General features: G+C 44.0%; 17 protein-coding genes. 7 read left to right on the top strand and 10 right to left on the bottom strand.

Annotation, left to right across the window (positions count from 1 at the left end; translation table 11 throughout):
- Window positions 1-21 precede the first annotated feature (21 nt).
- The 7 genes from NI455_RS05560 to NI455_RS05530 all read right to left on the bottom strand — a co-directional run bounded on the left by NI455_RS05560 (window position 22) and on the right by NI455_RS05530 (window position 5,572).
- Window positions 22-603, bottom strand: coding sequence for a CvpA family protein (locus tag NI455_RS05560; protein ID WP_004729958.1), 582 nt, complete (start codon window positions 601-603; stop codon window positions 22-24).
- A gap of 5 nt (window positions 604-608) precedes the next feature.
- The gene (locus NI455_RS05555) at window positions 609-1,610 is read right to left on the bottom strand and encodes a quinone-dependent dihydroorotate dehydrogenase (protein WP_213687131.1); all 1,002 of its coding nucleotides are present in this window, start codon (window positions 1,608-1,610) and stop codon (window positions 609-611) included.
- Between the two features lie 90 nt (window positions 1,611-1,700).
- A complete protein-coding gene (locus tag NI455_RS05550; protein WP_253112905.1) occupies window positions 1,701-2,180 on the bottom strand; it encodes a type II secretion system protein M in 480 nt (159 codons plus the stop codon).
- A complete protein-coding gene (gene gspL, locus NI455_RS05545; protein ID WP_253112903.1) occupies window positions 2,180-3,319 on the bottom strand; it encodes a type II secretion system protein GspL in 1,140 nt (379 codons plus the stop codon). Before gspL ends, NI455_RS05550 begins: the two co-directional genes overlap by 1 nt.
- A 30-nt stretch (window positions 3,320-3,349) precedes the next feature.
- On the bottom strand, window positions 3,350-3,805 hold the full coding sequence (sixA, locus tag NI455_RS05540) for a phosphohistidine phosphatase SixA (RefSeq protein ID WP_253112901.1): 456 nt from the start codon (window positions 3,803-3,805) through the stop codon (window positions 3,350-3,352).
- A 78-nt stretch (window positions 3,806-3,883) separates the two neighbouring features.
- On the bottom strand, window positions 3,884-4,957 hold the full coding sequence (locus NI455_RS05535; protein ID WP_253112899.1) for an NAD(P)H-dependent glycerol-3-phosphate dehydrogenase: 1,074 nt from the start codon (window positions 4,955-4,957) through the stop codon (window positions 3,884-3,886).
- 33 nt (window positions 4,958-4,990) lie between these two features.
- Window positions 4,991-5,572: a nitroreductase family protein gene (locus tag NI455_RS05530; RefSeq protein ID WP_044112675.1), complete on the bottom strand. Its 582-nt coding sequence runs from the start codon at window positions 5,570-5,572 to the stop codon at window positions 4,991-4,993.
- A gap of 259 nt (window positions 5,573-5,831) precedes the next feature.
- Between NI455_RS05530 and NI455_RS05525 the strand changes: the two genes are divergently transcribed.
- On the top strand, window positions 5,832-6,212 hold the full coding sequence (locus NI455_RS05525) for a hypothetical protein (protein WP_004646604.1): 381 nt from the start codon (window positions 5,832-5,834) through the stop codon (window positions 6,210-6,212).
- A 58-nt stretch (window positions 6,213-6,270) separates the two neighbouring features.
- Here NI455_RS05525 and rhlB read toward each other — a convergent pair whose 3' ends face one another.
- Together rhlB and NI455_RS05515 are read right to left on the bottom strand one after the other, a co-directional pair.
- The gene (gene rhlB / locus NI455_RS05520) at window positions 6,271-7,422 is read right to left on the bottom strand and encodes an ATP-dependent RNA helicase RhlB (protein WP_005246749.1); all 1,152 of its coding nucleotides are present in this window, start codon (window positions 7,420-7,422) and stop codon (window positions 6,271-6,273) included.
- A 101-nt stretch (window positions 7,423-7,523) separates the two neighbouring features.
- Entirely contained in the window at window positions 7,524-7,739 is a 216-nt protein-coding gene (locus tag NI455_RS05515) for a cold-shock protein (RefSeq protein WP_004280099.1), read from the bottom strand.
- Window positions 7,740-8,121: 382 nt separating this feature from the next.
- Here NI455_RS05515 and NI455_RS05510 point away from each other — a divergent pair, with 382 nt between their 5' ends.
- The 5 genes from NI455_RS05510 to NI455_RS05490 all read left to right on the top strand — a co-directional run bounded on the left by NI455_RS05510 (window position 8,122) and on the right by NI455_RS05490 (window position 10,876).
- Window positions 8,122-8,355 carry a sulfurtransferase TusA family protein gene (locus tag NI455_RS05510; protein ID WP_253112897.1) on the top strand — a complete coding sequence of 78 codons (234 nt, stop codon included), beginning with the start codon at window positions 8,122-8,124 and terminating at the stop codon, window positions 8,353-8,355.
- Window positions 8,356-8,491: 136 nt separating this feature from the next.
- The gene (gene rpoH, locus NI455_RS05505) at window positions 8,492-9,361 is read left to right on the top strand and encodes an RNA polymerase sigma factor RpoH (RefSeq protein ID WP_004280101.1); all 870 of its coding nucleotides are present in this window, start codon (window positions 8,492-8,494) and stop codon (window positions 9,359-9,361) included.
- A gap of 119 nt (window positions 9,362-9,480) precedes the next feature.
- Window positions 9,481-9,846, top strand: coding sequence for a DUF423 domain-containing protein (locus tag NI455_RS05500; RefSeq protein WP_004280103.1), 366 nt, complete (start codon window positions 9,481-9,483; stop codon window positions 9,844-9,846).
- Window positions 9,847-9,881: 35 nt separating this feature from the next.
- The gene (gene thiS, locus NI455_RS05495; protein WP_004280105.1) at window positions 9,882-10,079 is read left to right on the top strand and encodes a sulfur carrier protein ThiS; all 198 of its coding nucleotides are present in this window, start codon (window positions 9,882-9,884) and stop codon (window positions 10,077-10,079) included.
- 14 nt (window positions 10,080-10,093) lie between these two features.
- Entirely contained in the window at window positions 10,094-10,876 is a 783-nt protein-coding gene (locus NI455_RS05490) for a thiazole synthase (RefSeq protein WP_253112894.1), read from the top strand.
- A gap of 54 nt (window positions 10,877-10,930) precedes the next feature.
- Here NI455_RS05490 and NI455_RS05485 read toward each other — a convergent pair whose 3' ends face one another.
- Complete coding sequence (locus NI455_RS05485; RefSeq protein ID WP_004729975.1) at window positions 10,931-11,542, bottom strand: glutathione binding-like protein; 612 nt, start codon at window positions 11,540-11,542, stop codon at window positions 10,931-10,933.
- A gap of 217 nt (window positions 11,543-11,759) precedes the next feature.
- On the opposite strand from NI455_RS05485, the gene NI455_RS05480 reads away from it, so the two are divergent.
- Window positions 11,760-13,205: a SulP family inorganic anion transporter gene (locus NI455_RS05480; protein WP_253112891.1), complete on the top strand. Its 1,446-nt coding sequence runs from the start codon at window positions 11,760-11,762 to the stop codon at window positions 13,203-13,205.
- Window positions 13,206-13,217: the final 12 nt, after the last annotated feature.

Here is a 13,217-nt window from a genome sequence, read left to right as displayed (position 1 = left end):
AACCTCGCAGACAAGCTAGGATTAATAAAAAGGATTATTTGTAGACTCATCTGCAGCTCCAGACTTGGACGATGTTTCAGATGATGAAGCTGAAGGTTTCGATGCACCTTCAGGCTTGATATGTTGTAGTGCGCCATTCGCGGCTTCTTTCGACATTTGAGTCGCCCAAGGTGCATAAGGCAATAAGGCTTGAATAAACTTGGACTGTTTCCAGTGCGGTGAGCTTTCTACCCACGGACCAATCCCCTGCATGGTAATCAGGACAATCAGCAAACCTTTCAGGCTACCAAAGACACCACCGGCCAGACGGTTGAGAGGACCAAGTTTAAGACTCTTTAAAATACGGTTCAACAGTGCAGTAACGATCCAGGTCAGAACTACAATCAGCAGGACGATAAAAGCGAAGGCCGCAATCTTTTGTACAACTGGATCTGTACTCAGAGCAACCATAGACGGCGCAAGTAGCGTTGAATATTTTGCCGCAACAATCAGGGCAAAGATCCATCCCACTAAGTTCGCAAAGGCTTTAATAAATCCTTGACGCAAACCGTTGAGCCCTCCAATGAGCAAGATAATCAGTAGAAAGATATCAATGGCATTCATAGGATTTAAAGTGCGTCTACACAATCTTTTACAAGTTTAGGTCCGGTATAGATGAGGCCACTATAAACTTGTACAAGGTTGGCGCCTGCCTGTTTCTTGGCAGCAGCATCTGCACCTGAAAGAATACCACCCACACCAATCAATGGAATTTGTCCTTTTAATACCGCAGCAAATGCAGCCAGACATGCGGTACTTTTCTCAAATACCGGCGCGCCAGACAAACCGCCCGCTTCTTCTGCATGCTCCAGACCCTCTACACCTTCACGCGACAGTGTGGTATTGGTCACGATCAGACCATCGATCTTGAATTGCAATAACTGTTTGGCAATAAAGGTAATATCGCTGTTATCCAGATCAGGCGCCACTTTGAGTACCAAAGGTACATAATGCTGGTATTCCTGAGCCAATTCAAGTTGACGGTTTTTCAGCGTTTCCAGCAGTTCGGTAAGTGCATCACCACTTTGCAGGCTGCGCAGGTTTTTGGTATTGGGAGAAGAAATGTTGACGGTAATATAAGAAGCATAATTATAGACTTTTTCTAAACAGATGAGGTAATCATCTACTGCTTTTTCTACCGGAGTATCAGCGTTTTTACCGATATTAATACCGAGAATGCCTTTAAATTTGGCCGCTTTGACATTTTCAACCAGCTGATCCACGCCATCATTATTAAAGCCCATACGGTTAATAATGGCTTTGGCCTGTGGCAAACGGAATAAACGCGGATGAGGATTGCCGGCTTGCGGTCGCGGGGTAATGGTACCAATTTCAATAAAACCAAAACCTTGACCGGCAAGGGCGTCAATATAGGCACCATTTTTGTCCAAACCTGCCGCAAGACCTACCGGATTGGGAAATTCGATTCCCATACAGGTCACAGGTTTCGCAGCAACGTTTTGACGCATCAAGCCCATTTTATGGGATGATTTCAATAGTGATAATGTCAGCTCATGTGCACGCTCTGGTGCTAAAGAAAACAACAAAGGGCGGGCTAGAGAATACAACATATCCAGAAAAGTCTACTGCTTTTTAAGTCGGCATATTATAGGCATAGGCTGACAAAAAAACCATGCTTTGCAAATCTTTATTTTTACCGTTTATTGTATGGTCGCCGTTAATTTAATCTGTCCTGCCTCATCATTTAGTTCCATTTTCTCGATACTTAGCCCCATTTGCGCCATTTGAGTCAGGAAATTTGCCAGCACTGCATAATTTTCATGCATGACTGCCAATTGAATTTTTCCTTCCATTTGCTGGGAAGCCACCGACAATCCTTGCTGCTGTGCGACCCGCTGTACTTTTTCTGCAGCATCCAGTTGCGTGTCCCCAGCCGGTTTCATGGTCACGGCATTACTTTGCATCCAGACAATGGTATCTTTCAGCTGATTTAAGCGTTTTTGCTGGGTGTCTGCCGCCTGATGCATATACCAGAGTGCAGAACCGACCGCCGCTACAATCACAAAAACAGTGGTAAAAATCACCATTACCCGTTCACGTACCGACAGGCTGTCCAGATAATCGCTCAGTTTTTCAAAAGACTGATCCAGACGATTTTGTAGCGCTTCAATGCCTTTCATTATTGAATCCTCACCAGTCCGATTGCTGCTGTTCCGCTGGCCTGAATATTCCCCAGCTCCACCTTAAAGCCTTGCTGGCTTAATTGTGTGGTCAGTGCATTTAACGTTTCTGATGAATTGGCTTTAAGTTCCATACTGAGCACAGAAGCATCATAATTCACCCGTTGTGCCACAATCTGATTTTGCATCAAGACTGGCCCCACCCGACTAATCAGCTGCAATGCATGCGTATCTGCAATCTGGCTTTGACGCAACTGCCCTTCAAACTGACTTTTGATATTCTGCTCAGTGACCGGATAATTTTGTCCAAACCAGTATTTAAACTGGTCGATGGCTTGCGCGGCGGTCTGATTCGCCACTTTCTTATATTGATACCAGCGCACAGCATCATAACTAAACTGCAATACCAAAATACCCAGAAAAACTGCCGCGCAGGCTTTCCAGTAACCGGAAATAGCACCATCAGATTTTGCTTTAGGCAAGACATTAAACGGATGCTGTTTCGGTTTTTTCAGTACAGGAATTCCATATTGGAAAGACTCCAGTTGCTCCTGAGTGACCAGTGCTTCAAGACTACGCAACTGCTCCTGATTCAGATTGCTCACCTTATAGCTGAGATCCTTGGGCTGATAATCCAGATAAAGGCTTAGATCATCCAGCGACTGGCCGATATATTCCGACTCGCGCACCAGCAAACGTCCACCGATTTGCGCAATCAAACGCTGATTGGCATCAGGAACCGGCAGCACCAAAAAGTCCGGCAATAAAGCTGCCAGCTTGACTGGGATCAGGCTTAAAGCATGTTGCAAGGTCTCAAGCGTAGAATTCGCAACCCCCATAATGCTGATCTGATCCGGCTGCTGAAAATGATGTAGCACTTTCATAGCATCTACCGGCAGCACCACGTATTCTTCAAGCAAATATTTAATGCCATCATTGCCCATTTTCTTATATTGGCTCTTGGGCAAGGTCTGCTGCAAAATTTGCACATGACGGCTCGGAAAAAACACCACCGCCTCTTCGCCATGATGAGCCTGTATATCCTGAATCAGCTGCTCAAGTGTGGCTGCAGTGTTCCAGAATTCCCCAGTTGACCATTGCCAAACCCCATTGGCTTCAGGCATCCATAAATACAACATCGATTGTGTTCTGCCGTTTTAATTAATTTTTTATAGTGTAGGAATAAAACTTTTAATCTGTGTGGATAAGCCCTGGGCAATCACCGCCTGATCATAAATGCGTGCTTCTGCCAATGCATAGGGATGAAAAGATTCAGCCAGCAGAATGGAAGACATATGGGCCACCACATTCATATGACACACCACTGCAATCGACTCATAAGGCAGTTGCGATAACCATTCCACTGCGACTTTGGCATCATCATCCGGTTTGATGGTATTACAGATCACCACCGGCACATCTTTAAAATACTGCTGCAGATGGGCCAGGGTTTCCTGCGCACGCAATAAGGGACTGACCACAAATACTTCAGGTTTAATCATATTTTTTAAGAACTGTGCAGTTTGCTCAGCCTGCTGATGACCACGCTCCGTCAATGGACGCTTGCTATCATTGCCATTGACTGGTGGAGCAGCCTCACCATGTCGCACTAAAGTCAGTTGCATTGGGTTTCCTTATTTTCTTTTGCCTGCATGATAACTGGCCAATATGACAATTCACATACAGTCCCTTTGTGTTATAGATCAGACTTGATGATGTGGCAAGACAAATTCCACATCACTGCGATGACCGTTTTTCATCAATGACAATGCAATGCTGAGTGGTGGTGCACCTTCAAAAATCACATCATACAAGGCAGAAGTAATTGGCATATAGACATCCAGTTCTTCGGAACGTGCCTTGACCTGCACAATGGTATTAATCCCTTCTGCCGTTTGCCCCAATTCAGTCGTTGCCTGCTCCAAGGTTTTACCTTTGCCAAGTGCATAACCCACCTGATAATTACGGCTGAGCGGACTGCTACAGGTTGCGAACAAATCACCCACACCTGAAAGCCCAAGAAAGGTCAGCGGATTGGCACCGAGTTTTACTGCAAAACGGCTCATTTCAGCCAAGGCACGAGTCAGGATCATACTCTTGGTATTTTCACCCACGTTATACGCAGCGGCCATACCCATCGCGACAGCATAAATATTTTTTAATGCGCCCCCGAGTTCTACCCCATGCACATCATCACTGGCGAATACGCGGAACAAAGCACTATGTAGAGCTTGTTGTACGGCATAACGCACCAGCTCGGACTGGCTGGCAATCACGGTTCCTGCTGGCTGTCCTGCCACAATTTCCTTGGCCAGATTCGGTCCTGATAACACACCATAAGGCACTTCAGGCAACACTTCGCGAATAATATCGCTCATGAAACTAAAGGTTTTGGCTTCAATGCCCTTGGTCAGCGAGATCACGGCTTGTGACGTAATAAAAGGTTTGATTTGCTGCAAGACATCCCGGAAAGAATGACTTGGAATGGCGACTAAAACAATATCGCGATCACGTACAGCCTGTTCCAGGTCTGACACCGCTAACAGATTTTCTTCTAACTTAAAATCTGGCAAATAGCGTTTATTAATATGCGTGGCATTAATATCTGCCGCAACTGCTTCGTCACGAATCCAGATCATGGTATTGCAACCATTACGCACTGCAGTATTGGCCATTGCAGTACCAAAACTGCCCCCACCCAATACTGTGACTCTTAAAGCTGTCTTATGATCAACTGCAACCGGTTCTACCAGTTTTGAGAAATTTAATTCTGACATCTTATTTTTTAATATCCTGTTATACCCTGCAAACTAGCTGTTCTGGTTCCAATAACTGACAAAATCACCGGTTTGAATCTCTGCGCGTGCTGGAATTGCTTTTGCTGCAGTGCCAATATAAATAATACCTGAGACCAGATCATCTTTTGAAATTCCCAATGCCTGCTTAAACAGGCCAGACTCGACTACAGCACCGCTACGCCACATGGTCGAGAAACCCTGAACCTGAAGTGACAACAGAAAATTCTGAATGGCTGCGCCTGAACTAAGGATTTGTTCAAAATGTGGAACTTTAGGATGATCCTGCAAACGCGTTAAGGCAAGCACCAATAAAGGCGCACGAAATGGATGATTCTTGACCCGCTCAATCTGCGCTGTTTCAGTTTCACCCAAATCGACGAGCGCCTGCGACAGCAACCCTCCAAAAGCTTCACGCTGATTATCTGGAACCACCACAAATGTGGTCGGCTTGAGCCGATGATGATCGGGTGCAGTTAATGCCGCTTGAAAGGCTCTTTCCAGTTGTTCTGCATTGGGTGCGGGTGCCAGCAGATGACCAATCGATTGCCGTTGGTGAATATTTTGATGAACGATGTCAATCGCAGATTCCGTCATTGCCTTGTATATCTACACTTAAAAAACCATACTCAAGATTAGCATATTCAAAGAAAAATACGCTAGAAACTTCATAGCGATTCAGCACGCTCATCACAATTTGAAGATAAAGTTGCTTGGTTTTTCAATCCTGTGCTGCTCTATTTTTCACCTAACTCACATAGAGCTATACCAAAAATTGCCAAACCTATACAACAGCTACAAAATCTGCGCTGCTTGCTGTGTTGAAATATTCAGCATCGTATTTACTTGAGATTTCATGATGAAAAAAACAATCGCTTTCAGCGGATTAGCTATTTCCGCATTACTGCTTACTGCCTGTGCCTCAAACCCGACTGCATTGGCAGTGCAAAAGGAAAATAACCAGTATGAAGTGACCGGATTAGGTAAAAATCAACTGACTTCGAAAAACAACGCGATTACTGCGGCCAATAAAGCCTGTGGCTCTCGATCAACCCCAATTATTGTAGATGAAAAGACAGCTTATAACGGCGCTTTAAAAGGCGTGGTCGATGAACAAACAGGTCAGATGATTCAGGCAGCAGCTACTGTCCTTGGCAATATCGCAGGTACCAATACTGGTTTAAACCAGAATGACGACTATCAGACGGTGCTTACATTCCGCTGTCAGGCCAAATAAGCCAAACCATAGCGCAATAAAAAACCGCTCTTCAAGAGCGGTTTTTCTATGATCTGGATTAACAATAACCTTCCAGGCGGGTCAAAGGCAATTTTTGCCCAATGGCTTTTTCAATTTCGGGCAGATAGAACGCATCATCTTCTGCAAGGAAACTGATACTCACACCACTGGTTCCCGCACGACCGGTACGGCCAATACGATGCACATAATCATCCGACTGTTCCGGCAAGGTGAAGTTCACCACATGCGATACACCATCAACATGGATGCCACGACCTGCCACATCCGTTGCAATCATGATGTTATGTTTACCATTTTTGAACTGATCCAGCATTTTAATGCGTTTGTCCTGAGCAATCTCGCCAGACAGCATCACTACTTTATAGCCATCACGTTTTAAATGGTCATAAAGTTTGCGCACCTGATCACGACGGTTGGCAAAAATCATGACTTTTTCAATCGGCTCATCACGCAAGATTTCTTGCAACAATTTATATTTGTCCGCCTTGGCGACCATATAAACCCGTTGCTCGACATCCGCATTGGTTTTCTTTTCCGGTTCAATTTCGACTGTGACCGGTTCAAATAACCATTGCTGCGCTAGATTCAGTACATCGTAACTAAAAGTAGCAGAGAACATTAGAGTCTGACGCTGCTCTTTACGCGGTGAGAAACGCACAATGCGCTTCACCGAAGGAATAAAGCCCATATCCAATAGGCGGTCAGCTTCATCAATGACCAAAAATTCAATCTGATCCAACCAGACTTCTTTTTGTTCTACAAAATCAATCAGACGACCCGGTGTTGCCACCATAATATCGACAGGCGCTTTATTAAGCTGGTTCTTTTGCTTGTCAAAATCCACACCACCCAGCAAGGTCACCACATTAAGACCAGCATATTTCGCCAGATCCTGTGCATCGCTTTCGATCTGTAACGCCAGTTCACGGGTCGGTGCCAAAATCAGCGCGCGTGGCTCACCACGATAGCGTTGTTCCTGAATCGGATTATTTAACAGATCATTCATGATACTAATTAAAAAGGCGGCAGTTTTGCCTGTACCTGTCTGTGCACGGCCAATGGCATCATGTCCTGCCAGCGTGAATTTTAAAACCTTCTGCTGGATAGGCGTCATGGTGGTAAAGCCTAAAGCATCAATCGCTTTTTTTAGATTGGGATGTAAATTTAAGGTTTCAAAACCAGATGACATAAAGCGGTGCTCTAATTGGGTAATCACTAAGATAGGGATAGTATAAACAAAAAACGCCCCAAGTTATATTGGAGCGTTTTCTTTTTAGCTTAATCCGAAGATTAGTCTAATGGTTGAACTTCTTCAGCTTGAAAGCCTTTTTGGCCTTTAACAACACTGAATTCAACACGTTGGCCGTCACGAAGTGAACGATGACCGTCACCTTGGATAGCACGGAAATGAACGAATACGTCATCGCCGCCATTACGTTGAATAAAGCCGAAGCCTTTAGTATCGTTAAACCACTTAACTACGCCTTGTTCGCGAGCAGCTGTCATAAGTTAATCCTCATTGAAACTAAAAGAAGGACCACCCGGTGTTGCAAACAGCAGAGCAAACAAGTTTGAAAATATTATTTTTAAGCTTGTAATCATTCTGTAAAACTATCAACAAAATCCCGGTTACATCCATTTATGTAATAGGGTGAAAAACAATCACTTTGTTTATTCAAAGTCCCAAATACGCAACGAGCTTAACATGGGTTTATCACAATTAATAGATTTTTTTTAGCATGTTCTGTTTGATTTAGTTATTTTTTTCATGAAAATTGTCAAAAGACTTTATAAAGTCATTTAGATCTTCTTTTTCTTAAACCAGTTTGGTTCTGGCATCATATTTGCTACTATTTATAGCCTTTTCTGCTATCTAAATGAAACCGCAATGTCCGAAGATCCAGCGCAATTCAGCCTTATAGATGCTATGGGAAAACCGTGCCCAATGCCGCTATTAATGTTAAAGCGCGCACTAAAGGCCGGAAATCAGAAAACATTCCTGCTGAAATCATCTGATCCGCATAGCCAGACAGATGTCAGCCGCTATTGTCAGCTGCATCAGCTCAAGCTTGAATTTAAAAAAATTTCTGATACAGAGTTTCACTACTTAATTGAATCTTAAAAATTTTCAATTAAACTGTTGATCTTCACTTTCGTATACTTTTTTACATTTCTCTACCCAAATATCCATTATTTGCGGAGAGATTGGATTAAGATAAAACCTAGTTTAGGGTTATCCCGCACTTCAAGGAGAACACATGAGTGACAGCCGCAATCAGTTAATGCCCCTGTCATTATCGGCGCCAGGTGTCAACCTCGGTGCTTATATCAGCACTGTCAATCAGATTCCAATTTTAACGGCCGAACAAGAAAAAGAGTTGGCTGAACGCTATTACTATGACCAAGATTTAGATGCAGCGAAAATGCTGGTCATGTCGCACTTGCGTTTTGTGGTACATATTGCGCGTAGTTATGCAGGTTATGGTCTGCCACAAGGTGACCTGATTCAGGAAGGCAACCTGGGTCTGATGAAAGCTGTGAAACGTTTTGACCCGAATATGGGCGTACGTTTGGTGTCATTTGCCGTGCACTGGATCAAGGCGGAAATTCACGAATACGTGATCCGTAACTGGCGTATCGTGAAAATCGCCACCACTAAAGCGCAACGTAAACTGTTCTTTAATCTGCGCAGCCTGAAGAAATCATCGAAAAAGTTGACGCTCGCAGAAGCACAGTCTATTGCCAATGATTTAAATGTCACACCAGAACAAGTACTGGAAATGGAAGGCCGTCTGACGGCGTATGATGCGGCTTTTGATGCATCAAGCGATGACGATGATGAAGGTTCCACCCATGTGGCACCAGCGTTATATCTTGAAGATAATCGTTATGACCCGGCTCGTCTGATTGAAAATGAAGACTATGAGGAGCAAAGCACCTCTGCCCTGCATGAAGCCATGGATCAGCTAGATGATCGTTCACGTAATATCTTGCAGCGTCGCTGGCTAGATGACGAGAAATCGACCCTGCATGAGCTTGCAGCCGAATATAATGTTTCTGCGGAACGTATTCGTCAGCTGGAAAAAAATGCCATGGAAAAAATTAAAGTGGCGATGTCATCCAATTAACACCAAATTCTGTTACTGATTTACCTCGAAAAAGCCTTCTTTGATGAAGGCTTTTTTATGTCCACATTTTGAATTTATGCTAAGGTTGAGCGCAAAATTTATCAGGAAGATCAATTCAAATGTGGATTGCGATTTCAGCACTTAATTTGGCACTTGCAGTCATGCTCGGTGCTTTTGGTGCACATGGTTTAAAAGCGCGGGCGACTGAAGCACAGCTCGGCTGGTGGCAAACGGCAACGGATTATTTTTTCTATCATGCCTTAGGACTACTGATTCTTTCTTTACTGGCGAAAGTCATCCCTGCATTGCCCATTCAATGGAGCTTCGGTCTGATTCAGGTCGGCATTTTACTGTTTTCTGGCTCACTGTATATCATGGCCTTAGGATTACCCCGCGGTTTAGGTGCTATTACGCCCATCGGCGGGGCTTTAATGATTGCCGGATGGTTAATTCTGGCCTGGAATGCTTTAAAATACGCCAGATAAGTTTGAACAACACTTAATCATGGAGGGTTGCTAGAATGATGATTTACATCAATGGCGAACAACAGGAAACTCACTGCAAGAATCTGCTGGAACTGATTCAGAGTATGGCGCTTGAGGGTAAGCGTTTTGCAGTTGAAGTCAATGAAATGATTATTCCTAAAAGCAGATTGGGCGATACGCCAATTTGCGATACAGACAAAATAGAAATTATTCACGCGGTCGGTGGCGGCTAATACTCGGGACAATTATGCAAGATTTATTACAGATTGGTTCACGCCAATTCCAGTCACGCCTTTTGGTAGGCACGGGCAAATACAAAGATTTAAATGAAACTCAGCAGGCCATTGAAACCAGTGGTGCAGAGATTGTCACTGTCGCTATTCGCCGGGTCAATATTGGCCAAGATCCTGACCAGCCGAATCTGCTATCAGTGATTCCTCCGGAAAAATATACCATTTTGCCGAATACTGCAGGTTGCTTCGATGCCAATAGTGCCGTCCGCACCTGTATGCTGGCGCGTGAGTTGCTCGATGGCCACAATCTGGTCAAACTTGAAGTTTTAGGTGATGAAAAAACGCTTTATCCAAACGTGACTGAAACATTGAAAGCCGCTCGCACCTTGATTGACGATGGCTTTGAGATCATGGTTTATACCTCGGATGATCCGATCGTGGCGCAAGAGCTGGAAAGCATGGGCTGTGTCGCGATTATGCCACTGGGTAGCCTGATTGGTTCTGGTCTGGGCATTCTGAATCCACACACCCTGTCAATCATCAAGGAAAATGCCAAAGTCCCGGTTCTGGTCGATGCCGGTGTCGGTACAGCCAGTGATGCTGCGATTGCGATGGAACTGGGCTGTGACGGCGTACTCATGAATACAGCGATTGCGGCAGCGCAAAATCCGGTCTTGATGGCATCTGCGATGAAAAAAGCCGTTGAAGCAGGCCGAGAAGCTTTTTTTGCAGGCCGTATGCCGCGCAAGCGTATGGCCAATGCCAGCTCGCCGGAAACCGGCTATTTCTTTAAATAAATTTTCATCAACAAAAATAAAGGACTCAATTGAGTCCTTTATTTTTTCCAGTAATTAAGGAATCAGACCTTCATCACGCATGGCAATCTGTACAGACTGACGTTCTGCCACCTTATTACGGATATGAATAATATTTTTATATGGACTCAGATCATGCTCAATCTGGTTCGACCAGTTGGTCAAGACAAACAGATAAGCATCCGCAGGGCCAAAGTTATCATCCACCAGATAATCATTGTCCGATTCACCGATAGCTTTATCGATATAACTCAATAGACGATCAATCTCCGCATAGGCTTTTTTCTTTTCATCGTCGGATAACTTGCCACCGAAGAACACCGCATAGGCATCATGTAGTTCAGAGTTCAGATAACCTAACCATTCCAGCACTTTGGCACGTCCCATGCCCGATGGTGGAATCAAATCTTGTTTTGGATCGTGTTGAGCAAGAAACGGTAGAATTGCAACATTTTCTGTCAGGATCAGACCAGGGTTAATTTCTAACGCTGGTACATAGCCTTTAGGATTAACTTCGTAATAATCCGTACCTTTTTCTGTTTTATGTGTTTTTAAATCAACACGTTCCAAATCAAAATCGACATTAATTTCATTTAAAATAATATGTGCTGCCAGTGAGCAGGCACCTGGCGAATAGTAAAGCTTCATTTCTGATCCTTGTTATACACTTCTCAATGTTTTAAATCGCTTCTGACAAACTTTCAAGTGATCAAACCTGTAAATTGCAAAAAAGCGTAACTGTCATTTTGGGGCAGTTACTCATTCAATATTCAGGATATTCCGGGCTTTTGCAAGTCAATCTTGTGTAGATTTTTATCTCTATCTGTTTAACATACACAGGTTTTCAAAATATAGATGATATTTCGTGATTAGCCTGAAAAAAGAAGAATGGTTTTCTAATATCCGCACAGATGTACTGGCAGGTCTGGTGGTGGGACTTGCCCTGATTCCTGAATCAATTGCCTTCTCTGCCATTGCCGGTGTTGATCCGCAAGTCGGTTTGTATGCCTCTTTCTGCATTGCAGTATCCATTGCCTTTTTTGGCGGCCGTCCTGCCATGATCTCTGCGGCTACAGGTGCTATGGCGCTTTTGATGATTACCTTGGTAAAAGAACATGGTCTGCAATATCTGTTGGCTGCCACAATTCTGACCGGTATCATTCAGGTCATTGCGGGGTATTTTAAAGTCGCTAAATTAATGCGCTTTGTATCGCAGGCGGTGGTATACGGATTTTTGAATGCCTTGGCGATCCTGATATTTGTGGCACAAATCCCGGAAATTAACCGGATGGATAGCACCGGTTATCTATTTATTGCGATTGGTCTGGCAATTATTTATCTGTTTCCGTATATCCCGAAAATTGGCAAAGCCATTCCCTCACCTTTAATCTGTATTATCGTATTAAGCGGGTTGGCGCTGTTGTTAAGTGCAGATATGCGTACCGTGAGCGATCTTGGACAATTCCCGGATACTTTGCCAGTATTCCTGATTCCAGAAATTCCACTCAATCTGGAAACCTTGCAAATTATCCTGCCTTATTCCTTTACCTTGGCGACTGTCGGTTTGCTGGAAAGCATGATGACCACTACGGTCATTGATGAAGTGACCGGAACTGAAGGTGACCGTCATCAGGAATGTCGTGGTCAGGGTATGGCCAATATTGTCAGCGGCTTTATGGGCGGGATGGCCGGTTGTGCCATGATCGGCCAGTCAATTATCAATGTGTCTTCAGGGGCACGTACCCGTTTATCGACTCTGGTCGCTGGCGTGTTTCTGCTGTGTCTCGTGGTTTTTTTGAAAGACTGGCTGGCTTATATCCCAATGGCAGCTCTGGTTGCGATCATGATTATGGTGGCATTTACCACCTTTCAATGGGGAGCAATCAAGCAATTCAGCAAACATCCACTAGAATTTAATACCGTGATGATTGCCGTGATTATTGTCGTGCTTACCACTCATAATCTGGCGCTTGGTGTATTTGTCGGCGTATTGCTCTCTGCCCTGTTCTTTATTAATAAACTGGAAAGAACTATACATGTCTATACGTATTTAAATGCAGCCAATTCACGTAGCTATGTTATTTCCGGACAGATTTTCTTTAGCAGTACAGAAAAATTCTATCAGTTCTTTGATTTTAAAGAGAAGCTTGAGCATGTCGAACTGGATCTAACCCACGCGCATATCTGGGACGTGACTTCGGTAAATATGCTGAATAACGTGATTCAGAAGTTTAAAGCCCAAGGTATAGATGTAAGGATAATCGGTTTAAATGAAGCCAGCAGTACACTAATTGACCGTTTTAGTAGCTGATGAACGGTGATT

The sequence above is a fragment of the Acinetobacter lwoffii genome (assembly GCF_024129435.1).
Classification (GTDB): domain Bacteria; phylum Pseudomonadota; class Gammaproteobacteria; order Pseudomonadales; family Moraxellaceae; genus Acinetobacter; species Acinetobacter lwoffii_F.
The sequence above is the reverse complement of the archived record's forward strand: the minus strand, read 5'-3'. Positions and strand labels throughout refer to the sequence as shown.